Below are 23,706 nucleotides of genomic sequence, written 5' to 3'. Positions count from 1 at the left end.
GGCGACCCGGACGAATCGCTACCGAGGGATCTGCTGATCGACATTCGTCGGATCGGGGCTCCGGCGACTGCGACCCGAGCCGAGTTGCGGACCGCGATTCCGCGTGAGCTTCCAGATCTTTCGCGGCAATCACGAAAGATATTGGTGGAACACGCATTTCATTTGCAACGACAACGGTCGAGTCGTGATCGACCATGCAGACCGACCCGATCGACGCAACCCCTCGGTTGCTATGGAAATCCGGCCCGCGGTCTGATTGTATTCACTTTGTCGCAACGGGGGTCGTCGACGAGGGGGTTCGATTCGTCGACGCGCGTCTTTTCTTTTGCGCAACAAACGCATTCGCACAACACAACTCTTTGTCTCTCGGGGGGGGACAGCATGGTCGCGGTGGCAGTGGTCGGAATCGGATGCAGATTCCCAGGCGGGGTACACGATGGCCCCAGCTTCTGGAAGTTCATGCTCGACAAGGGCGACGGCATCGTCGACATACCTGCGGATCGGTGGAACGCCGATCGCTTCTACGACCCCAATCCCGACGCGCCGGGACGCGCCTACACCCGACGCGGCGGATTCCTGACCCAGTCGCTGTGGGACTTCGACCCCGAATTCTTCGGAATGTCGCCTCGCGAGGCCTCGGTGACCGACCCTCAGCAACGTCTCCTACTCGAAGTCGCCTGGGAAGCGCTCGACGACGCCGGGCACGCCGGCCGGGTCAGCGGGCAGCCGATCGGAGTGTTCGTCGGCGGATTCACCAACGACTCGGCCGGGCTGCGCGCATCCAGTTCCGCACGCGCCCAGATCAATTCGCACAGCGCCACCAGTTCCTCGCATACGTTGCTCTCCAACCGCATCTCGTTCGCGCTCGATCTCGTCGGACCGTCCATGACGATCGACACCGCATGCTCGTCGTCCCTCGTCGCCGTCCACCAGGCCGTCCGCGCACTCGAGCGCGGCGAATGCACCATGGCCCTGGTCGGCGGAGCCAATGCGATGTTCCGCCCCGAGACGTTCGTCTCGATGTGCAAGGGCAGGTTTCTCTCGTTCGACGGCCGATCGAAGTCCTTCGACGCGGCCGCCGACGGATACGGCCGCGGCGAAGGCGCGGGCATGGTGCTGCTCCGCCCCCTGGCGGATGCGATCGCGGACGGGGACCGGATCTATTCGGTGATTCGAGGTTCCGGCGTGAACCAGGACGGGCGCACCATCGCCATTCCCGTCCCCAATCCCGTCTCGCAACTCGCACTCGCCACCCGAGTGTGCGCGGAAGCAGGTATCGAACCCGGAAGGGTCGGCTACGTCGAAGCGCACGGCACGGGAACCGCGGTAGGAGACCCACTCGAACTCGAGGCGCTCGGCGGAGCCTACGGCGTGGTCGACGGACGCGAAAGCCCGCTGGTGGTCGGTTCCATCAAAGCCGCGATCGGGCATACCGAAGCGGCCGCGGGCATCGCCGGCCTCATCAAATCGGCATTGACGCTGCACCATCGGACCATCGTGCCGCAGGCGTGGCTGCACACGCTCAATCCGGCAATCCCGTTCGACGAGCTGAACATTCGCATTCCGGTGGCCGCGGAACCCTTCGCCGATGCAGACCCGTACGTGGCCATCAACGGCTTCGGATACGGCGGTACCAACGCGCACGTCGTGATGTCTGCGGCACCGAACCAGCTCGACGTGTCGGCCACCGAACCTGCGAACGACACCGTCGAACTTCGGCTGTTCCCCGTCTCCGGACGGACCGACGCGGCCGCACGTGCATCCGCCGCGGCACTCGGAACCACGGTTCGGGATCTGATCGATTCCGGCCGCTCAGACGAACTACCTGCGCTCACCTCGGCCGCGTGGTCGCGTCGAGCCCACCACCCCGTCCGGGCCGCACTCCCCTACACCGATGCCGACGACTTGCTCGGCGCCCTGGTCTCGTTCGCGGGCGGCAGTGGGTCGACCGCCCACACCGTCGTCGGCCACAGCGCGGCGCCGGTGTTCGTCTTCAGCGGCATGGGCCCGCAGTGGTGGGCCATGGCCCGCGAACTGCTGCTCGCGGACGGCGAATTCGCCCGTGTCGCACGGCTCGTCGATGCTGCGTTCGTCGACATCGCCGGTTGGTCGATCATCGAGGAACTCACCCGGGACGAAGACGTATCCCGGGTCACCGATACCTCGATCGCGCAACCGGCGAACTTCCTCGTCCAGGTCGCTCTCGTCGCCGAGCTCGGTTCCCTCGGGATAGCACCGACCACGGTCGTCGGACACAGCGTCGGCGAGGTCAGCGCCGCCTACATCAGCGGAGCACTGAGCCTGCACGACGCGCTGCTCGTCAGCTACCACCGCGCCCGATTGCAGGCCACCACCGCAGGCTCCGGCGGCATGCTGGCCGTCGGATTGTCCGAGAACGATGCCATGGCCCGGATCCAGGAGCACGGCGTGTCCGCGGAGATCTCGGTGGCCGCGATCAACAGCCCGACCGCGGTCACGTTGGCAGGCGACACGGCAACCTTGGCAGCATTCGCCGAGACACTCACCGGCAGCGGCGTTTTTGCCAAGATGCTGCACGTCGAGGTGCCGTACCACAGCCACCTCATGGATCCCATTCTGGCGCAGATCGATTCGGCCCTGCACACCATAGATGCACAGGTCCCTGGTCTCGCGCTGTACTCGACGGTCACGGCAGAGCGAGTCACCGGCGCAGAATGGAACTCGAGCTACTGGTGCGACAACGTTCGACGCCCGGTGCGTTTCGCCGACACGATGGCCGCTCTCATCGCCGACGGCCACCGCGTCTTCCTCGAAGTCGGCCCCCATCCGGTGCTCTCGGGCAACATCAGGGAAATCCTGATCCGAGCCGGCGAGACCGGAACATCGATCGGAACGCTGGTCCGTGGGGCGGACGACCGATCGAGCCTGACGTCCGCAATCCAGGGTCTCTACGCGAGCGGTTCCTTCGACGGACCGGCAGCCGTATCGCCGCACACAGAGCTGCCCGCATACCCGTGGCAACGCACACGCTGCTGGTCCGAGCCCGAATCCTCGATTCTCGACAGGTTCGGTGCCCCCGACACCTACCCCCTGCTCGGCGAACGTTCCGACGAGGCCGGTTCCCACTGGAGCGTCGAACTGGCCGTTGCCCAACTTCCGTGGCTACGCGACCACGTAGTCGACGGTCTCGTTCTGCTACCCGGTACCGCATACCTCGACGCCGCACTGAGCGCCGCGGCCGCGCGGACCGGACATCCCGAGGTCGCAGCCGAGAACGTGGAGTTCGTCGCCCCGCTGGTGATCGACGCCGACGACGTTCCCGTTCTGCAGATCTCGGTGGAGGACTCGACGAGAAGATTCGTGCTGCGCTCGCGGTCGGCGGCCGACACCCAATGGACCGTCAACGCCACGGGCCGCCTCGTGGAGGGGCGATTCGACGCCCCGTTCGTCGCCGCTGAGATCTCCGACGCCGCCGTCGAGATCACCGGAGACGCGCTGTATCCGCTGCTCGCCGCGGCCGGGTTGCACTACGGACCGGCCTTCCAGGGCATCGTCTCCGCCCGAATCGACACCGACACAGTCGTCGCCGTCATCGACGCCGGCCGTCACTCCGGCTCCCGTCACCTGGTGCATCCCGCGGTACTGGACACCGCGCTGCAATGCGTCGCTGCGCTGGCCGGCACCGCTGCACTGGCTGGAACAGCGCTGGTTTCGTCGGCTGCCGTCGGGGACCGCAGCGGCGCAGTGGTTCCGGCCACCATCGCGTCCGTCCGCAGGTACGGACCGATTCCCGACCATGCCGTCGTCGTGGTGCGGAGCACGGGAACCGACCCGATGCGAGCCGACATCACCGTGACCGACGACGAGGGCCGGGCCGCGGTCGCGTTGGGCGGCGTCGAGTTCAAACCGATTGCGCCGCCGCCGTCGCTGCACACCGAACTGGACCGGTTGTTCTACGAACCGGTGTGGGAATTGCGGGACAACCGCGATGCTCCGATGCCCGCAGCAGACACCGATCGCGACTTCGCGCTGGTCGTCGTGCTGGGCGACGCCTCAGCCGACAGCCGAGCACACACGCGCGCCGAGGCCATCGCCCGCGCCCGCCGAACATCGGTTGTGTTGGCGCAGAACACCTTCGACGCCACCGACCTGACCAGAATCCTGCGTACCGGCCTCGAGGCCGACGGTGTCGACCGCGCCACCGTCGTCGCCGTCGCCGGCGAGTTCGCAGACCCGGCGTCGGCCGTGCACGCCCTGACCACCATCGCACGCACCGTGCAGAACGCGCTGTACGGCGACTCGAACGGGCCGGCCTCCGAGCCGGGGTCCGTCACCGCGGTGATCGTGACCGAGAAGGCCTTCTGCATGCCGGGCGATCCTGCCTGCGCGCACCTGACCCACTCCGGCCTCGTCGGTGCCCGACGGTCACTGCGCAACGAACAATCCCCTGCCGCGTGGCGTCTGGTGGACACCGAAGCCGACACCGATGTCGAGCAGGTGGTGACCGAGACGATCGCGTTCGGGCCCTACGCAGGCGACGATGCCGACGAGGTGGCTCTGCGCCAGGGTTCTCGATGGGCAGTGAGGCTGCGCAGCAATTTGCGTGACCACCTGGCGCTACGCGATACACCCGCCCCGCTATTGGACCGGGAGGCGTCCTTCGCGATCGAGGCTCCGGCATCGAAGATGTTGTCCGATATCGCCTTTCGCGCGACAGCGCGCATGGACCCCGGCCCCGGCCAGATCGAGGTTCAGGTCCGCGCAATCGACATCAACTACAAGGACCCGCTCAAGGTCATGGGAGTGCTGACCGAGCGCGAACTCGCGGGCACCTACTTCGGCACGACACTCGGACTCGGCGGACTCGGTGTCGTGACTCGCGTCGGACCGGATGTGGACGGCATCGCACCGGGCGATCACATCGGTTTGTGCTCACGAAACATCATGGCGCGCTTCGTCACCCTCGACGCCGACGAAGGGGGCTCGGCGAAGGTACCGTCCGACTGGGAGTTCGGGTGGTGCTCGTCGATCCTGCCGCTGATGTGCGCGCGATTCGGCCTACTCGATCTCGCCCGAGTTCGACCCGGCGAGACCGTCCTGATCCACGGTGCCGCGGGCGGATTGGGATTGGCCGCAATCCAGGTCGCCCGCGGACTCGGAGCAGTGGTGATCGCGACCGCAGGCACCGAGGAGCGGCGGGCAGTCGCAACCGAGGCCGGCGCTCACCACGTGCTCGCGTCCAGATCACTGAACTTCGCCGACGACATTCGTGTGCTGACCGACGGACGAGGCGTCGACGTCGTCTACAACTCCTCGCCGGGTGAGATCATGGCCCAGAACCTGCATGTGGCAGCGGAATTCGGCCGCATCGTCGAGCTGGGGAAAGCAGACATCTACTTCGGCGGCGTGCTGGACCTCGCCCCGTTCGATCGCAATCTCACCTTCTTCGCCGTCGACATGGACCGAATGTTCGAGTTCAAGCCAGCTCTGGCGCGGCAGGTCACCGAGGCCGTCATCGCGGGGTTGGTGGACCGCACGTACACACCGCTGCCATACACGACGTACCCGCTCGCTCGCGTCGCCGACGCGTTCGACGCTGTCGTGCGCTCCACTCACACCGGCCGCGTCGTACTGTCCTTCGACGACGACATGCCCTCGGTCCGGCCCGAGGTCCCGACCGTACGCATCGATCCCACGGCCGCCTACATCGTCACCGGCGGATTCGGCGCGTTCGGAATGGCGATCGCGCGCTGGCTCGTCGCCGAGGGCGCACGACACCTCGTACTCGTCGGGCGCAGCGGAGCAACCACCGAGACCGCCATCGCGGGAGTCGCCGCGTTCGAGGCAGCCGGAGTACGAGTGGTCGCCGAACGCGTGGACATCTCGCACTACGACGCAGTGGCCGAACTGATCGGACGCACCGTCGCCGACGCCCCGCTCGGCGGGGTGTTCCACACCGCCGGGGTGGTAGACAACCTGCCGGTTGCGAACATCACCGAACAATCTGTTCGAGAAGTGTTCGCGCCCAAAGTAACCGGCGCACTGAATTTCGATCGCGCACTCGACGTCGCCGGAATCGATCCTGCGATCTTCGTCCTGTTCTCCTCGATGAGCAGCCTCAGCGGTGGCACCCCGCAGGTGTCCTATTCCGCCGCGAACTCCGTGCTCGATGCACTCGCCTGGTCCCGGCGTGCCCGCGGTAAGTCGGCATTGACGGTCAGTTGGGGCGCGATGAGCGGAGGAGGCATGGCGGAAACTGCCGAGGAGGTGGTGCGATACCTCGACATGCTCGGCTTCCGCAATGTCGACATGGACGCAGCAGCCCGCTATCTGGGCGAATGCCTGACGCTGGACCTCCCGCACGTGGCCGTCGTCGGAATCGACTGGGAACAATGGGGTATCGCCAACCCCGCGTCCGCGCACATCCCACGCTTCGCAGCGCACATCGCCGCAGCGAGTACCGGCGGGTCGGGCGTCACCGCACTGCACGCCGAAATACTCGCGCTGCCCGAGGACCAACGCGCGGACGTGCTGACGTTCGTTCTGGCCGAGCAGCTCGCTGCCGTCATGGGCATCGATCCGGATGCAGTCGACACCTCGACACCGTTACCGGAACTGGGCCTCGACTCACTGATGGCAGTCGAATTCGCCGCTCGGGTCGGCAAATCCGTGGGTCTCGAAATGTCGGTGCTCGAGTTCGGGCGTGGTCAAGGCCTTGCCGCGATCGGAGCGAAACTCGCTGCGAGCATCACCAGGAATGCCGCCGCGGGTAACGCCGCATCCACCGTGCCCCCGTCCGCCCCTCTGGAAGCGGTCGCACCATGAGCGTCGATTCACGAGAGATCGCTCGCAGGCTGCTCGCCCGCGGCGGGTACTCCACGGTGAACGTGGACACCGGCCCCGAGTCGATCGGCCGTGGACCCACAGCCGCCGAACCTGCCGTCGCCGGGCACGGTAAGGGGCAGCGAAGCGGGTCTCTGGCCGACCATCCCGACGTCGCGGCGACCACCGCGCAATTCGACGGAGTCGACCGGATGTTCGCGGAACTCGGTGTGCCCAACCCGCTGTACCTGCCGCACGACGGCACGGCCGGAGCAACCATCCGACAGCTCGACTGCGACATGATCAATTTCGGCAGCTTCAACTACCTGGGCCTGAGCTCGGACCGGCGCGTGATGGACGCAGCCAAGGACGCGATCGATCGTTACGGAACCTCGGTGTCCGGCAGCCGCATCGTGAGCGGTCAGATTCCGCTCTACGAGGAGTTCGAGTCGGCGCTCGCCCGCACCTACGACGTCGACGACACGGTGATCACCGCAAGCGGGTACCTCACCAACGCCGCCGCGGTCGGCTATCTGCTGGGCAAAGGTGACCTGGCAGTGTGCGACACCCTGGTCCACAGCAGCATCGTCTCGGGAACCGAATGGGCAGGGTGTCGACGAGTGTTGTTCCGTCACAACGACCCCGATGCGCTCGAGGCGATACTGAAGATGTCGCGCGGCAGTTTCGCACGCGCAATGGTGATTCTCGAAAGCCACTACAGCATGGACGGCGACGTCGCCCTACTCCCCGAGTTGATCGCCGTGGCCCGGCGTTACGACTGCGCCGTGATGGTCGACGAAGCACACGCGTTCGGCGTACTGGGTCAGCGCGGCCTCGGCATCCGCGAACTCTACGACCTGCCCGGCGACGCCGTCGACGTGTGGATGGGAACCATGTCCAAGGCCCTCGGCAGCGTCGGCGGGTTCCTGGCCGGCTCCCGCGAGCTGATCCGTGGATTCAAGTACTCCGCACCGGGATTGAGCATGTTCACCGCCGGACCCGCGCCGTCCGCAGTGGCAGCGGCGAACACGGCGCTGAACGTGCTCACCGCCGAACCGCACCGTGTCGAACGCCTGCGCGAGAACGGCCGCTATGCGTTCACCCGCGCACGCTCTCACGGGTTCGACACCGGGACCGCCGAGGGCACGTCCATTCTGCCGATCGTCATCGGCGACACCCAACGAACCGTACTGGCCTGCGTCGCACTGTTGCAGCAGGGCATCAACGTCAACGCCATCACCTATCCCTCGGTACCGGTGGGCCAGGAACGGCTTCGCTTCTTCCTCTCGAGCGAACACACGCACGCACAGATCGACGCCGCGTTGACCGCACTGGCGTCCTTCGTCGACGGCGTCGGCGCCCCGGGTGCGTCGTGACCACCGGCACCGGCCCGGTCGACTTCGTCGTCGAACGTGCGCGGTGGGTACTGGTCACCGTGGTCGCGCTCGTGCTGGCCGCGGGTGTGTGGGGCATCGGTGTCGTCGACGAACTGAGCCTGGGCGGGTACACCGACCCGGCCAGTGAATCGGCCGAAGTGGACGCGTTGGTCGAATCGCGTTTCGGCCGAAAGGTTCCCGACGTCGCGGTGGTCTACACCCCGACGGACGGACGCTCCATCGACGACATCGGCGACACCGTTCTCGGTCGCCTCGACGGCATCGACGACGGACTGCTCGCCCGCGCTCCCATCACCTACTGGACCGTGCCCGACGCGTTCGCGTCGGGTCTGCGATCGTTCGACGGCCGGTCCGCACTCGCGGTCCTGACGCTGACCGGCGACGAGGACCGACGCGTCAAGACCTACCGGGACCTGCGCGCGGAGTTGACGATCGACGGCGCGACCGTGCAGTTCGGCGGCTTCTCGGCCATCGCCGACGCCTACAACGAGCAGGCGCGAGCGGATCTGGTGCGGGCCGAGATCATCACGTTCCCGATTCTGCTCGTCCTGTTGCTGCTGATCTTCGGCGGACTCGTCGCTGCCGCAACGCCGTTGGTCATCGGCGGCATGAGCGTCGTGGCATCGCTCGCCGTACTGCGCGCACTGAACGAGGTCACCGAAGTGTCGGTGTTCGCGACCAATATCGCCTCGCTCGTCGGACTCGGGATGGCCGTCGACTACAGCCTGTTCGTCATCACGCGTTTCCGCGAGGAACTACGCGACGGCCGAGACCCGGCAGATGCGGTGCGTCGCACGATGTTCACCGCAGGCCGCACCGTGGCGTTCTCGGCCCTGTTGCTCGTATGTGGGTTCGTGGGCATGCTGATCTTCCCGCAGTCGATGATTCGATCTCTCGGCTTCGGCGGCATGGCCGCGGTGGCCGTTGCTGCCGTCATCTCACTGACCGCACTGCCCGCAGCGCTCGCGATCCTCGGACACCGTATCGACTCGTGGAGTTGGCGCAGAGGCGCTATCGACCGAGGCGACGCACGCGCCCAACGGTTCTGGGGCACGGTCGCAGACCGTGTCATGCGCAGGCCGGTGCTCGTCGTCGTAGCCATTTTCGCGATACTCGCACTGCTCAGTGCGCCGATTCTCGGTGCCCGGTTGGGCGATCTCGACCACACGGGCCTCCCCTCCGACGCGTCCGCGAAAATCGCCACCGAGAAGCTGTTCACCGAATTCCCGCTCGCGAACACCGGTGTCACCGTCCTCGTCGAATCCGACACCGACTCCCCACCGAGTCCCGCAGCGGTCGCCGAAGTGACCAGAGCGGTCGACGGGTCGCTCGGTGTCGTTGCAGCAGTCCCCGGCGGAACCGTGGACAACCTGACCGTCGTCGACGCCATCATGAGCTCACCCGATCGCACGGCAGGTGCCCTGGAGACACTGGACTCCATCCGGTCGATCCCGGCCCCGACCGGGACGACACTGCGCGTGGGCGGCGGCACCGCGCAGAGCCAGGACGGCATGGACGCCATCTACACGACGCTTCCGTGGATGCTGACCATCATGGTTCTCGCCACGTTCGTGATGACGACGGTGGCGTTCCGGTCGATCGTGCTCAGCGTCAAGGCAATTGCGATGGCATCGATCAGCCTCGGTGCCACCTTCGGAGTGCTCACCTGGATCTTCGTCGACGGTCACGGTGCCGAGTGGATCGGCGTCACCCCGGGGCCGTTGCAGTCGACGATGAGCATCCTCATCATGGCCGTGGTGTTCGGCCTGTCCACCGACTACGAGATCTTCCTGCTCTCCCGCATCGTCGAAGCACACGATTCAGGAGCCACCACCCGGGACGCCGTCCGCATCGGTGCCGCCCACACCGGACGCGTCGTCACGGCCGCCGCGCTACTGCTCATCACCGTCACCGCATTCTTCTCGCTGTCCGAACTCGCCATGATGCGGCTCGTGGGTATCGGCATCATCGTCGGTCTCGTCATCGACGCCACCATCGTGCGCATGATGCTGGTGCCCGCGCTCGTCGCGTCGATGGGCAACGCCAACTGGTGGCTGCGCCCCACCCCAAAGCGACCGCAGGCCACACCACGTCCGCACTCGCCCGCAGAGGAGACCAGCCGTGCCCATTGAGATCCGAACGGCCACCACAGCAGACATCGCCGAGATGTCCGCGATGATGGCACGCGCCTTCCAGGACGACGACCCGGTCAGTGAATACTTCTTCCCGGACGCGTCCAGCCGCCCGAGCAAACAGCGGCGCATGATGGCCGCACTGATCCGCCACCGCTACATTCCCGCAGGTGGGGCCGACCTCGCCGTCGAGAACGGCCGCATCGTCGGAGTGTCACTGTGGCATCCACACGACGCCCCCGCGACACCGCGGTGGCGACAGCTGGTGTCCGGTCCACATCTGTTGTGGGCCATGGGTTCCGGCACCCGGGCCGGCATCGAGATGGATCGGCTCCTGACCGAGAACTCCCCCGCCCCCGACGCTGTGCTGTGGGTATACCTCGGCGTCGAACCGTCCACACACCGATCCGGTGTCGGTGCTGCGCTGTCGGCCCACGTGCAGGCGCGCACCGATCGCGAGGGCCGACCTCTGTACGGAATCTGCAAGGAGGGCAACCTCGGATTCTGGACGGCGATGGGCTTTGTGCCATGGGGAACCGCCCGCATCGGCGCGGCGGGACCGGAGGTCCACCTGCTCTCGCGACCCCCGGCCCCGGTCACCTAGTGAGCGTCCTGACGCCACCGGGTGGCCGCGGCGAGCGTGAAACCGTGAACGTCGGCCAGCGCACCCAACCGTTCGACATTCTCACCGTCCAGAGTGGTCCCGATGCTGCGGAGCGCGAATTCGCCCGACAATGCGATCAGCATCGTCTCGGCCATGCACGCGTACGTCAGCCCCGGAGCCAACCCGTACGTCAAACCGAAGTCCGAGCCCGACGGCACCCGCACGATTCCGCCGTCGAACACCGTCACGTCCGGCCGTTCACCGCGGACGTCCCGGCCGATGTTCGGCGGCTGCGCCACGTCGCAGACGATGGCCCCCTGCATCAGGTCCGTCGGATCGATCAACGACTGCGGAGCCGACGTCGCCGCGATGACGATCAACGAATCCCGCACAGCAGCAACAGGATCGGTGAAGAATTCGATGTGTCGCGAACGGATCAGATCGTCGAGGTCGCCGTCGACCTCGGCGGCAGCCACCGCCAGGTCACCCGAACCCGAACCGGCACTCGCCACCATCTCCTGCGCCGCAGCCCACAACTTCGGCGCGATCACCGAGTTCTCGCCGCGCCTGCCCACCAACGCGATACTGCCGACCTCACCGGCCAATTGCTTGCCGATGGTCCGTCCGATCGCCCCACCCGCACCGAGAATCGTCACCCGAGCGCGAGCGACATCGATGCCCCGTTCCAGGCACACACGTCGGACGGCCCGCAGACTCGCGGCCGCGGTAAAGGTGTTGCCCGTCGTGATCGGCCGAGATGTCGCACCGAGACCCAGCCCGTTTCCTGTGATCACCGACGAGTACCCGCCGAGTCCGACCACGGTTGCGCCGCGCGAGATCGCGAGTTCGACGGCTCCGCCCACCACTGCCAGCGCACGCTCGGTCGGCAGCTGCAGCAACTGCTGGGAGGTGTACGGCAGCCCGATCAGGTCGCCGTGCGCAGTTGCGTCTCCGAATCCGGACACCCGCCCGCTGCCGATGACGAACGAGGCCGGATCGAGCTCGGACGTCGACGCGGCGAATCGCTCCAGCAAGTCCTGTCTCTCGGCATTGTCGAACACCTCGAGCGCAGGATCGAACGCAGCGAAGAAGCCGAGATCGAGAGGATGGGCGATGAAGGCAAAGCGTCGATCGCCCGGCCGTACCGCGATGTCGGGAGTACGGCCCGGACGCAATGCGGTGAGCGCCGCGGGAGTGGCGACAGTCGGACGCCCGAGCAGATGTCCGAACAATCCGTCCATGTCCCCTTCGGCCGCGTAGCCGAGCGCGCGATCGAGGGCAGCGACCAGACGCGAGCATGCCGACGACGAGACCGTCAACGGTGGTTCGATACGAATCACCCTGTTGCCGAACAGAGTCGGAGCCACGCGAATGCCCTCGACGTTGAGCAGATACGAGCAGATCACCGCGGACAGGTTGTGCTGATCCGCGATCGAACCGAGCAGCGACTGCCGTCCGACGAAGTTCACATCCGCGGTGAGTTCGATGCCCAGCAGTAATCCGCGACCACGTACCTCGGTGACCACTGAGGGGTACTTCTCGGCCAGGCCGGCCAGATCGTTCTTCAGCTGTCGTCCGAGCGCGGCAGCTCCGGTGACCACCGCGCAGTCGTCTCGGGTCAACTCCTCGAGCACGGCCAGGCCGACCCGTGCGGCCAACGCGTTGCCCGCGAACGTCGACGTGTGGCGAAGAGCGAAACTCTCCCCCACCAACTCCGGGCGGCACAGCACCGCGCCCACCGGCACGATCCCGCCGCCGAGCGCCTTTGCGAGAGTCAGAATGTCGGGAATCACGCCCTCGTGCTCCGCCGCGAACATCCGGCCGGTCCGGCCCAATCCCGTCTGTACCTCGTCGAGCGCGAGCAACACACCGTGGCGGTTGCAGATCTCCTGGACCTGCCGCAAGTAGCCGTCGGGCGGGCACACCACGCCGCCCTCACCCTGAATCGGCTCGACGAGGAACACCGCATAGTGATCCGGCGCAGCCGCCAGAGCCGCCTCTAGTGCCTCTGCATCGCCGAAAGCGATGTGGTCGAATCCCGATACCGGGGCCCCGAATCCACTCTGGTACTTGATATTTCCCGTCGCCGACAGCGCCCCCAACGTCTTGCCGTGAAAACTGTTCCCGGTCGTCAACACCCCGAGGCGGCCGGTATGGGCCCGCGCGATCTTCAGCGCCACCTCCGTCGCTTCGGTGCCACTGTTGACGAACGTCGTACGCGTCAATCCCTCGGGTGCGATTCTCCCCAGACGATCCGCCAGTTCACCTGCGGCGGTGAGCACCGAGGGCTGCACGAAGATGGGCTCACCGCTGCATCGAACATCGTTGATCGCCTGCCAGATGGGCGTCGGCCCGTGCCCGAACGGCAGCGCCCCGTAGGCACCCGCGAAGTCCAGATACCGACGGCCCGCAGAATCGAACAGCACGGTGCCGTCGCCGCGGACGTACTCGCGATCGAGATTCAGCGCAGTCAGCAGTCGGTACAACTCGGGATTGACGCTGCCCGCAAATCCCGAGCGACCCGACCGCTCGGGTACTACAGATACATCGATTGTCGTGTCAGTCATGACCAGCATGCTCCGTTTTCATCGGATCCATCCCTGGCCGTCGAGCATCGAATGGTTGTCCCGAACAACCAGGGCTCGCCCCAAGCCAGGACGCAAACGCGATGGTAGACCTGGCCAGGGACACCGACGGAGACCGTGAAAACAACGAAAAGCCCCGTCCGAGCAGCGCTGACGCTGCATCGGACGGGGCCGAAGTATCGACCGGTCGGGGTCTACTGGTCGTCGATCGCCGACAATTTCCAGGTGCCGTCGATCTTCTCCATGTTGACCGTCAGAGGGCCTTCCGCACTGCCGGAGGCAACGCCGTTCTGAGTAGCGCTGATGTTGACGTTTGCGATCAGTTCGGCCTTGTCGTCCTCGAGTCGCGAGACGCCGATATCGGTGACCATTGCCTCGGTGCCGGTATCGGTTTGCACCACAGCAGATTTGGTGGTGTCGGCGGTGGAGTTGAACTCGTCGAGCATCGACTGATTGAGCACCGCCCGCGCCGCATCGAAATCTGCATCGATCGTCTCGGCCTTGTACGTGTACAGGGTCTGCAGAGCGTCGGTAGCTGCCGACGTCACCTCTTGCGTCCCCGAAGAATCCACCCATGCCTTGTTGTCGATCGTCGCGAACGGCTTGAATGCAGCGACGGCTGCGAAAGCACCGAGAACCACGGCGATGACCGCGACCACGATCACGTGCTTGAACCCGATACCCGACGCCGACTTCGGCGATTCGGTCGTCTCGGTCGAGGTCGAGGTGGGCGCGACCGGTTTCTTCAGCCCGGCCCTGGACGGGCGCGATCCCTGCTGCGTGTCGACGGGCTGCGTCTCGGCCGGTTGTGTCGTGGCCGGGGCTGTCGTGGCCGTATCCGTCTCGACCGGATCTGCCTTGTCCAGTCTGGGCTTCTCCGACGCGGGTGTGGTGCCGACGGCTGTCTCGGCAGCCGTGGTGTCGGGTGCCGCTGTCTCGGGTGCCGTTGTCTCGGGTGCCGTTGCGTCGGTCTCGGCCGACGTGGGCTTGGCGGTGCCGGCTACCTTTCGCCGTACCTTGCTGGTGGTCGTGGGGGGAACGATCTTGCGACGCTGGGGAGGCACTGCAGAACTCCTTCGAGGCTTACTTCTGTACAGATGGACGACGGCGCTGCCGGCAAACTCAGTTGCCGCCGGTGTTCGGCTGGGGGGCCGGCGTCGCTTCCGTACTGGGGTCGACCGCGTTGGGGTCGGTGGGACCACCCGGTTCCGTCGGAATGACGGGATTGGTGTTCGGGTTGTCGAGAGAGATCCGCGAACCGATGGGATCGACCTTGTTGGTCTTCCACACCCCGTCTACGTCTTCCATGGCCATCCGCATGGTCAGCTTGCTGCGCTCCACCCGGTCGGGCCAGGTGGTGGTCGTGGCGATGACGACGAGCGCCGTTGCGGTGTTCTCGTCGGTGCTCAGCTCGGTGAGGGTGCCGTGCAGCACCTCGGCCTCGCTCTTGGCACCGGACTGACGAACCTGATCGGTAATTCCCGAACGGGTCTGCTCCAGATCGTTGAGCATCAGATCACCGGTGATCGAGGACTTCATGTTGTCGAACGACTGGTCGATGTTGGCTGCATCCACAGTGTTCAGGTTGACCGCAGCCTGCTGAGCGCCGGTGAGCGCCGCATCGCGGGTGTCGGCGGTGGGCTTCTCACTCAACAGCGCCGTGCCCCAGCCGTATCCGAAGAACACGGCCGCTGCGAGCGCCGCCACGGCAATCACCGTGACGACGGCCAACAGAATCTTTGCTGTCTTGCTTGACCCTGGAGTCGCGGGCGACTCCAGGGTTTCGGTGCTCGAGTTCACACTGTCACCCTACTACTCGGTAATATCCGGCCGAACCGCTCTCGGCCCGATAGTAGTGCTGAGCAGCAAAACTAGGGGAAGCCACTATCGGTTGGCCTCTCCCACGACGCTCAACAAGAAAAAAACTGCCCCTTGGTCGCTACCCGCAGGAACCGGACACCCGGCGGCTTCGCCTCAGCTCGACTCTCCCAACGGGCGGCATCTGCCGGCAGGGCTAGGCAAGCGCCGTGCTGTCCAGATCCCTTCTCCTTATGGTCGCGAAGGCGAGAATCCCGGCCACGGATGCGATACTTCCAGCCACCATCATCATGTCGTGCAGTCCGCTGACGAAGGCGGACGTTGCCGCATTACGCACTTCTTGGGCGATCGACGCAGGCACGGAATTCACCACTTCGGCCGCAGCCCCCGCAGCAATGGCGTCGGACGCATCCGCCGCCCTGCTCCCGAGCAGGGCGGCGACCGGCCCTTCGGAGAACGCGACGGACACACGTTCTTGGAAGAGAGCGCCCATAGCCGCTATGCCCACGGCTAGTCCTGCCTGCTGAAACGTCTCGTTCGTCCCCGACGCCATTCCGGCCTTCGCGGGGACGGTCACCGCAATGGATAGCGCTGCTCGCGGCGGATTGAACAAACCCATGCCGATACCGATCAGCACCATGGCTGGTAGCAGGGCTGTCCAGTCAGAGTCCGGCTGGACCAGAAGGACAGCAAACGATCCCGCAGCAATGAACAACTGAGAAGCCCCGATCAACAGTGCGGGTTGCCATTTGGCCACCACCGACCCGCACAGTCCTGCGGCCACGAAAACCAGCAGCGTAAGTGGCAGAAATCTGACTCCGCTCGCTAGCGGAGAATATTCGAGAACGTTCCTCACGTAAGAAATCAAGAAGAATATTGCCGGCATCACCGAGAATGCCGACAGTGCCGTGACGAGAGATAGTCCATTGAACGTGCGGTTGACCAAAAGTGCGATATCGAACAATGCAGATTCACGGCGGCGAAATTGAACTACAAGAAAAACTACTATCAGCAATGCCGATACTACGAAACACCCGGTGACGCCGAGGCTGATCCAGCCGTCGGGCGTACCGCGCATCACGCCTAAAACCACGAAGAAAAGCGCTACAGAAAATGAAAGACTTCCCACCCAATCCACCGACGGGGAGGCATCGTCCCGCGACTCGCGTACCTTCGCATGACAGAAACAAATCGCAACCAGGGCAGGCGGAATATTGACGAGAAAGATCCAGCGCCAACTGGAAAACTCTGTCAGCGCCCCACCGATCAGGGGACCGAACGCGATTGCCAGGCCGGCGACCGCGCCAAAAACCCCAAAGGCTTTTCCCCTGTCTTTTCCGCGAAATTCGTGACCCAGCAATGCCGGACCAACTGCAAAGAGTACTGCGCCACCCAATCCCTGCAGAAATCTGGCACCTATCAATGTGACGCCGTTTGGGGCCAAACCACAAATCAAAGAAGCAACTGTGAATACAATGAGCCCAGACTGAAACACAATACGGCGCCCGATTCGATCGGCTAGCGCACCCGCGGCCAGCAATATCGTCGCGAGTCCCAGAGCATATGCATCGAGAAACCATTGAAGATCTGAAAACGACGAATCAAAGGACGAACGAATATCGGGTAAGGCCACATTGACCACTGTGAGATCGAGCATCAACATGAATGTCGCGAGCGCGACGACCATCAACGTCCAACCCGGGTTGCCGTTCTTGGTTGGCCGCGCAGCGATTGACTCACGGGAGTCGTCGACGACCGGTACCCGGGGTTCCGACCCGGCACGCCCCTGACCGAACACGCCTACTCCCCGCTCAGTTGGGAAGCGATGCGGCTGGCGCATCGATCTGCGAGAGCCGTCACAGTCAAGGCGGGTGGAACTGCACCTGTCGAACCGGGTATCAGAGCACCATCCACGACGAACAGGCCTGGACAGCCAATTACTTGCCCGAAACCGTCGGTCACCTTACCAATGATCGCCCCGCCAAGGGCATGCGATGTCACGGCCGGAGACGATATGGTCGGAACCACACGCTCATTAGCTCTGTCGACCTTGCTCACCGTCTGGGCGACCCCACGTGAGACTGCCACTATGTCCGGGTCGGAGGAAGGCCACGTCACCTTCACGTCACCAGTCACGGCGTCATGAACCAGCGAACCGCGCGGCGGAACAACAGTGACAGCCAATGCATTTTTGGTCAGAGGCCCCACAACCGGGACACCGAGCGGAAAGCCGAGAAACGTCGTAGGGCAGGCCTTGTTGGACCAATCGGTCGCCACTAGATGGGCCGGGCCACCCTGTTGCTCCGGAGATCCCACGCCGATCAACCCCGAGGTGACGTGATCGCCAGCAGTTCCCCAATACCTACCCACCTCTCCGGGCAACCCCGCGATGTCCCCGCGAGCGCGAGCTCGAACCAACATCTGCGACGTTCCGATCGACCCAGCGGCGAAGATCACTGTGCGAGAATCGAATACTTTCTTATTCGTCACCGAGCCCGAAATCGACAGTTCTTCGCACTCGACCGTATAGCCATTCTCATCGCCACCCACCGCGGAGACTCGGTGCATCGGCAGCACCGTCACCAGCCCGGTGGCTTCGGCCGCAGCGAGGATTGTGCGGTCCACGCTCATCTTCGCACCGCTGTTGATGCCCAGGATGCAATCACCCATGATCGCCGACGGTGCGATTGTGCCGGCGATTTCCGCACGAACAACATCCCAATCCACCGCCAGGTTCGGACGTTCGACCCGCAGACCGGCACGCGCCATGGACTTCGCGAACTCGCGAGCATCGGCATATGGCTCGGAAGCCAATACGTCGTCGGGAATCTGACTGCAGCCCAACAGATTCAGCGCTCTCGGATACCAGACATCCACCATCTCCTCGTAATCGAGCAAGTCACCGAAGCTGGCCCGAAATAGATGCTCGGGCGGTGTCATCATGACTGCGTAGTTGACAAGTGACCCGCCCCCCACGCCAGCTCCTGCGAAACACTTCACGCCTGTACCCTCGACAACTTCGAGGACACCGGTTACTCCGGGCAGCACTCCGTATCCGGGTACTGCCCCCAGGGGCGCCCACAGTGCCCTACTGTCCAAACTTCGACTTGACGCGAAGGTATTGGACACAGCATCGATCGACCACCTTCGTCCTCGTTCCAGAACGGTCGATCTGACTCCACGCTGCGCCAATCGGAGCGCTGCAACAGAACCCGCATAACCGCTGCCTATTATCAATACACTCGAGCCCGGCATAGCTCGCGCCGGGTGCTGGATGATCCCGGACCCGCCCAGCGCCACAGCCGAGAGAGTCGCACCACGCAGTAGCTGCCTTCGAGACAGCGTTCCACTCGGCCTGAATCTGTTCATCGATAGACCCCCACATTCGTCGAAATCAAGGAACCTCCAGCAGTAGGGCGGCCAGTGACGGAATCGCGTCGTATATTCCGAAATGATCCACGTCGTACATCCGTAAGCGGAATTTCCCGGTGGTGTGCCTGCGCCAGGCACCGACCTCGGCCGCGGTGAACAATTGATCTTGCAGTCCGACGACTGCTGTCACTCCGCAGGTCACCTTCGGGCATCCGATCGCTCGGTACACTTCCACTGCCGAGAAGTCGACACGCAGGGTTCCCTGAATGTGGCGAGCCATCTCCGCATCGTCGAATAGAGCCGGGTCAGTTGCACCGAGTCCAGCCACGGCACCGAAAAAGTCGGGATCTGCGAGCGTGTGCAAATACGGCGGCCGCGCCGGAATGGATGGTGCCCTCATATTGGTAATCGTCAGATGCTCGACACGTAGTGTTTTGTCCTCTTCCAACATCCGTGCGAGCTCGAAACCGACCAAGGCACCCATGCTGTGGCCCAGAACTTGGATCGAACCCTCCATCGCTTCCCTCGCCTCGGACGCGATAGTTGCTGCAAGTTCCGGAATACGCTTCAACGGCTCTTCGCGGAGGCGGTCCTGACGCCCCGGATATTGAACCGCAACAATCTCTTTCGAATCGGCCAAGTGTTCCGACAACGACCTGAAAAATCCCGAGGATCCCCCCGCGTGGGGAAGGCACAGCAGCGTAGGCCGTTTCGTGCTTGTCCGATCGAAAGCTCGGAACCAGACGTTCGATTCGATCGACACCGTCCTTCAGCCCTTCGCCGCGCCGGACTTCACGTTCAGGTACATCTCTGCGAACCCGTACGAGCCCTGCTGCCTGCGTAACTGCGGTGGACGATCCGGATCGAAACTGAACTGCCCCAGAATCGGATAGAACGATGTGAACGTGACCTCCGCGAGCAGCCTGGACAACGCCGACCCCGGACAAAAGTGCGGTCCGGCCCCGAAAGCGAAGTGCCTGTTCACGTTGGTGCGGTCGAGGTCCAAGTCGTCGGGATGGCTGAACTGTCTTGGGTCTCTGTTCGCCGCGCCCAGCACTACGTGTACCAGCGCACCTTCGGGGATGACAACGTCATGCAAGGTCACCTCGGCGGCTGTTCGACGAAGCAACCACTGGGTCGGGCTGTAAAGACGTAGGTATTCTTCGATGTAAGCACCGGTTCTCTCTGGGGCCGACCTGAGCTCCTCGGCCAGTTCCTTCCGGCGGATCAACATTTCGATGCCCCCACCCAGCAGGTTCATCGTGGTTTCGTGGCCTGCAGCAATGAACGACCACGCCATGGTCACCAACTCGTCTCGCGTCAGGGCACCACTTTCCTGTTCTTCGACCAACTCCCCGAGAATGTCGCCGCGATTGGGCTTTCCGCGCCTTTCGTGTGCCAACTCCTCCATATAGTTGCTGAACTCCATAATGTCCTCGAAGAATCCGGGGACACTGTCCGGGTCCAGCCCAGCCGACACTGCAAAGGAATTCATGACGGCCTGCGACCAACGTCGTAGATCGGCCTTACGATCGAGCGGGACACCCAACATCCCACCTACAACTCGTAGCGGCAGCGCTGTCGAATACAGATCGACGAACTCGACGGTGTCTCGCTTCAGCAGATCGCTTATCAAGTCGTTGACGATTTCCTGCACCCAGTTTCCGAGCTGACGGACCAAGCGGGCGTTGAATGCGCGATTCGTGGAATGACGCAGCCTTGTATGTTCCGGTGCATCACGGTTCACCAGCATCGGCAGATTCATGTAATTGTCACGCTGGATTTGCGATGAGAATAGCGCTTTGTCCTTGAGCGCAAGGCCCACATCGTCGTAGCGGCTCAAAATATAGATGTCCTCGCCGTCATGAGTACCGCTCGGAACGTAATGCACCGGGTGGTCGTCACGCAGCCTCTGATAAAGCCCCCACGGGTTGAGTCGGTACTCCGGACTGGCAAGATCGATTGTCAACGTAGTCATTGCACGCTCCTCATAACTGCCTTCGGCTCGATTCACACGACGCGGGGCGCGTCCAAGAATCCGGACGACACAAATTTCTGCAAGTAGCGATGGACGAGGTCTCGGTCCAAGTCTGGGCATTCGATACCGAGCTCCGTCAAGATCGACCGGGTCTGCTTGCTCTCCGAATACGGTAGTTGGACATCGTCGACCGACTCGTGAAGAAAAGGTGTCAGACCGACCAGGGCCATTGTTCCGACTCGCCTGTTGACAACCTTGTCCCTCCAGTCCGCGAACGATAGCCGCTCCACTTTGTATCCGAAGTCCTCGACGTAGTCGAAGAGTTGACGCCAACTGAGTTGGTTCGGATGAACGAGATGGAAGGTCCCTCCGATCGACGACCTTTCACCAGCGAGCGCGACGATGCTCCGCGCCACGTAGTCGATCGGAGCCGGCTGCAGCGGCATATCGGCCTCGAGAGGAGCGAGTCCCGCCTCGACGCAGCCCTTTATCATCATGCTCAAGTGGTCTTGGCGGTTGAATGCACCGCTCGTGCTGTCGCCGCCGGTGTTGATTCGATGAATCGTAGTCGGAACGCCCCTTTCATGTGCCAGTCTCATCATCTTCTCGGCAACCCACTTGGTTTGGGCGTACCCCACAGCAAGCGGGCCGCTGGAGTCCAAATCTGTAGTTTCGTCGACGGTGGGCTTTGTGTACAAACGCGACGAAAACACTCCGACCGTCGATATGAAATGCACTGGCCGTGGAGTTCCCACGGTCGCGAGGCGAAGCACACTCACCGTTCCATCGACATTCGCTGCGGACAGGCCGTCGTAAGGGTATGTCCATTTGACCATACCGCCGCAATGCACAATGTTGCCGATGATGCCATGCAGGGAATCGAAAGCAGCGGCGGACAATCCGAAGAGGGGAAGTGCCAGATCCCCAACTACGGGCACGATGCGATGACGGCTTTGGGGGCAGTTTATTCCGTACTTGTCGAGGTTGGATTCGATCCGACGCAATGCGTGCGATTCATCATCGGCACGCACCAGGCACAAGACGTCGCCGTCGGTTTGGGACAGCAATTCCCCCAGTAGATATGCTCCCACGAAACCGGTGGCTCCGGTCAGGAACGTAGCCCCTGAGACGGGCACATCGGTCACGTCTCCCCCGCGCACGATGATTGGGGGATCGAGAATCGCCTTGCGACTCATCTGTTCGACCGTCATCAGTTTCGAGTTCCGCCGACCCGCTGCTCGCTCGCTTGTCACCGGTGCGCCGGACGGTGCCGCAGCATGCCCGCCCAGAGTCAATCGCCCGGCAATCCAGGGCCCGAGACCTGCCAGAGTCGCCGCCTCGAACAAGTCTTCCGTGTTCACCTCGATCGAGAAGTCGGTCTCGATTCCGTCTTTCAGTTCGATGAGCATGAGGGAATCCAGGCGGTCCACCAGAGACTCCGTCTCACGGAAACTATCGGCGGGTGCGCTGGTGATGGCCGCCAATATTTTACGAAGGTGGCCCACAACCGAAGAAATGCGTTCGTCGCGAGACAGAGCGGCGATCGCAGCAAGGTCAGGTTTGGCGACAGCACGAGCGCTGACGCCGTGTTCGGCCGTCGATTCCGCTATCCGCCTGAGCATCTCGGCACCCACTTGCGCGAAAGACACTCCCTCGATGATTCCGATCGGTTCGTCGTTGCTGTCCGTCAGAGACACACTCCCGACAATGCTTCCATCGGCTCCGGTAGAGGCGACCGCCGTACCTTTGATCGGGCCGACTGGGGTGGTCTTGTAGATCGCCATCTTCTGGTAGCCGGTCCCGAGTCGTACCCGGTCGAGAGGCACTCCGACTTCACCCGCGGCAAGCGCGACGAGCTGCACTGCAGTGTCTAACAGCAGTAGCTCCGGTCGAATGCCAGCTCTGACACCCTGGGTATTCTGCGCGGGCATGGCGATCGATGCTTCCGCATGTCCACGCACCCTTTTCGCGCTGGTGATCAATTGGAAGCTGGGCCCGAGTTGGAAGTCCGGGTGCCAGAAGTCCGAGTAGAAAGCGAGCCCATCGAAAGATTGTTCGGGCCCGGCCTCCTCCGCTTCTTGCGTCGACGCAGCGACGAGTACATCTCTTGTGCCCCCGACGCCGGACGTCACATCCGCTCTGAGGTGCACATTCCACTTTCCGCCGCTACCTAGGCTGTAGACGGAGGCGTCATAGCCGTCCGCCGGACCAGGCGTGATGATGACCTGAACCGAAGCGGAGGCGTCCGGTGCCAGTACCAAAGGGCGGGAAATCGACATGGATCGAATTGCAGCGTCGGTACCGAACAGAAATTCGCTGCATCGCAGTACCAGTTCGATGAACACCACTCCGGGAACGACGTGAAGACCATGAACCACGTGTTCGTGCAAGAACGGGACGGTCTTGACAGAAATCTCTGTTTCCGCAATCAGCTGACCCGTCGCCAAGGTGGTCATGCTCGGGGCCAACGGCTTCCCCCCGCGCGGATTCGGCCGTCCGACCGGCGACGGGATCCAGTATCTTTCCCGCTGAAAAGGATAATGCGGCAACATAACTGGCAACTGAGGCCTTGGGGTGACCTCTCGCCATCGAACCTGTGCGCCGCGCAACCAGAGCTTCGAAAGTGCATACACCATAGCCGGGGCGCCGCCACCTGGTGGCATCGTGCCGATGACAGAATCATCTGACTCGTCCTCGGTCGTCAATACGAACTCCGAGGCCAAATCGATGACGACATCTGCCCCCCAGGTCGCCAGCGCATTCGCGACCGGTTGTAGATCGACTGGTTTGGGTTCGAACTTTACCCAGTGAGTCGGACCGCCGAAGGAACGTTCCGAGGTAATCCAGTTAGCGTCCATCAGCAGCTCGACTGTGGCCGGCAAAAACTTGATCCGCTCGCACACGGACCGCATACCGGCTTCGACCGCGCCGGTGTCGGCGAGTTCGGCAGTCAGACGGGCTCGTTCGCCGACGATCATGGCTCCCTCGGCAACCGTGAACACACCAGCAAGCGCAGCAG

12 protein-coding genes and 1 pseudogene are annotated in these 23,706 nt (G+C 63.7%); 4 read left to right on the top strand and 9 right to left on the bottom strand.

All coding sequences use genetic code 11. The features are described 5' to 3' along the window. Positions 1-381: 381 nt before the first annotated feature. The 4 genes from AB0P23_RS15345 to AB0P23_RS15330 are packed head-to-tail and all read left to right on the top strand — an operon-like array spanning position 382 to position 10,934. Positions 382-6,804 carry an SDR family NAD(P)-dependent oxidoreductase gene (locus AB0P23_RS15345; protein WP_363798078.1) on the top strand — a complete coding sequence of 2,141 codons (6,423 nt, stop codon included), beginning with the start codon at positions 382-384 and terminating at the stop codon, positions 6,802-6,804. Then, positions 6,801-8,177 carry an aminotransferase class I/II-fold pyridoxal phosphate-dependent enzyme gene (locus AB0P23_RS15340; protein WP_363798076.1) on the top strand — a complete coding sequence of 459 codons (1,377 nt, stop codon included), beginning with the start codon at positions 6,801-6,803 and terminating at the stop codon, positions 8,175-8,177. The genes AB0P23_RS15345 and AB0P23_RS15340 overlap by 4 nt, the downstream gene beginning before the upstream one ends. Further along, on the top strand, positions 8,174-10,330 hold the full coding sequence (locus AB0P23_RS15335; protein WP_363798074.1) for an MMPL family transporter: 2,157 nt from the start codon (positions 8,174-8,176) through the stop codon (positions 10,328-10,330). Before AB0P23_RS15340 ends, AB0P23_RS15335 begins: the two co-directional genes overlap by 4 nt. After that, on the top strand, positions 10,320-10,934 hold the full coding sequence (locus AB0P23_RS15330; protein ID WP_032386234.1) for a hypothetical protein: 615 nt from the start codon (positions 10,320-10,322) through the stop codon (positions 10,932-10,934). The genes AB0P23_RS15335 and AB0P23_RS15330 overlap by 11 nt, the downstream gene beginning before the upstream one ends. Here AB0P23_RS15330 and AB0P23_RS15325 read toward each other — a convergent pair. From AB0P23_RS15325 to AB0P23_RS15285, 9 genes and pseudogenes are all read right to left on the bottom strand, one after another. Beyond that, positions 10,931-13,501, bottom strand: coding sequence for an aminotransferase class III-fold pyridoxal phosphate-dependent enzyme (locus tag AB0P23_RS15325; protein WP_363798070.1), 2,571 nt, complete (start codon positions 13,499-13,501; stop codon positions 10,931-10,933). The two genes, AB0P23_RS15330 and AB0P23_RS15325, sit on opposite strands and share 4 nt — an antisense overlap. A gap of 212 nt (positions 13,502-13,713) precedes the next feature. Further along, on the bottom strand, positions 13,714-14,583 hold the full coding sequence (locus AB0P23_RS15320; RefSeq protein ID WP_363798067.1) for a hypothetical protein: 870 nt from the start codon (positions 14,581-14,583) through the stop codon (positions 13,714-13,716). A gap of 58 nt (positions 14,584-14,641) precedes the next feature. Next, positions 14,642-15,319, bottom strand: a complete 678-nt coding sequence (locus tag AB0P23_RS15315; RefSeq protein WP_032365277.1) for a hypothetical protein — start codon at positions 15,317-15,319, stop codon at positions 14,642-14,644. Between the two features lie 214 nt (positions 15,320-15,533). Continuing rightward, positions 15,534-17,135 (bottom strand): MFS transporter, encoded by a 1,602-nt coding sequence (locus tag AB0P23_RS15310; RefSeq protein WP_363798064.1) that lies wholly within the window; start codon positions 17,133-17,135, stop codon positions 15,534-15,536. A gap of 2 nt (positions 17,136-17,137) precedes the next feature. Further along, positions 17,138-18,277 carry a GMC oxidoreductase gene (locus AB0P23_RS15305; protein ID WP_363798165.1) on the bottom strand — a complete coding sequence of 380 codons (1,140 nt, stop codon included), beginning with the start codon at positions 18,275-18,277 and terminating at the stop codon, positions 17,138-17,140. Between the two features lie 186 nt (positions 18,278-18,463). Further along, positions 18,464-18,592: pseudogene (locus tag AB0P23_RS15300) on the bottom strand (FAD-dependent oxidoreductase); the annotation flags it as partial. Positions 18,593-18,731: 139 nt separating this feature from the next. Further along, on the bottom strand, positions 18,732-19,472 hold the full coding sequence (locus AB0P23_RS15295) for an alpha/beta fold hydrolase (RefSeq protein WP_363798062.1): 741 nt from the start codon (positions 19,470-19,472) through the stop codon (positions 18,732-18,734). 6 nt (positions 19,473-19,478) lie between these two features. Then, a complete protein-coding gene (locus AB0P23_RS15290; protein WP_363798059.1) occupies positions 19,479-20,678 on the bottom strand; it encodes a cytochrome P450 in 1,200 nt (399 codons plus the stop codon). A 41-nt stretch (positions 20,679-20,719) separates the two neighbouring features. Further along, the gene (locus AB0P23_RS15285; protein WP_363798056.1) at positions 20,720-23,665 is read right to left on the bottom strand and encodes a thioester reductase domain-containing protein; all 2,946 of its coding nucleotides are present in this window, start codon (positions 23,663-23,665) and stop codon (positions 20,720-20,722) included. Positions 23,666-23,706 lie beyond the last annotated feature (41 nt).

It is taken from the genome of Rhodococcus sp. NPDC077669, from assembly GCF_040686915.1.
GTDB classification, from domain to species: Bacteria; Actinomycetota; Actinomycetes; order Mycobacteriales; family Mycobacteriaceae; genus Rhodococcoides; species Rhodococcoides fascians.
This window is presented reverse-complemented; position numbering and strand designations above follow the sequence as displayed.

Bases quoted from the DNA above. Each gene is read 5' to 3' on its own strand.
- AB0P23_RS15345 (WP_363798078.1), top strand. From the start codon at position 382: ATGGTCGCGGTGGCAGTGGTCGGAATCGGATGCAGATTCCCAGGCGGG.
- AB0P23_RS15340 (WP_363798076.1), top strand. From the start codon at position 6,801: ATGAGCGTCGATTCACGAGAGATCGCTCGCAGGCTGCTCGCCCGCGGC.
- AB0P23_RS15325 (WP_363798070.1), bottom strand. From the start codon at position 13,501: ATGACTGACACGACAATCGATGTATCTGTAGTACCCGAGCGGTCGGGT.
- AB0P23_RS15305 (WP_363798165.1), bottom strand. From the start codon at position 18,277: ATGACACCGCCCGAGCATCTATTTCGGGCCAGCTTCGGTGACTTGCTC.
- AB0P23_RS15285 (WP_363798056.1), bottom strand. From the start codon at position 23,665: ATGATCGTCGGCGAACGAGCCCGTCTGACTGCCGAACTCGCCGACACC.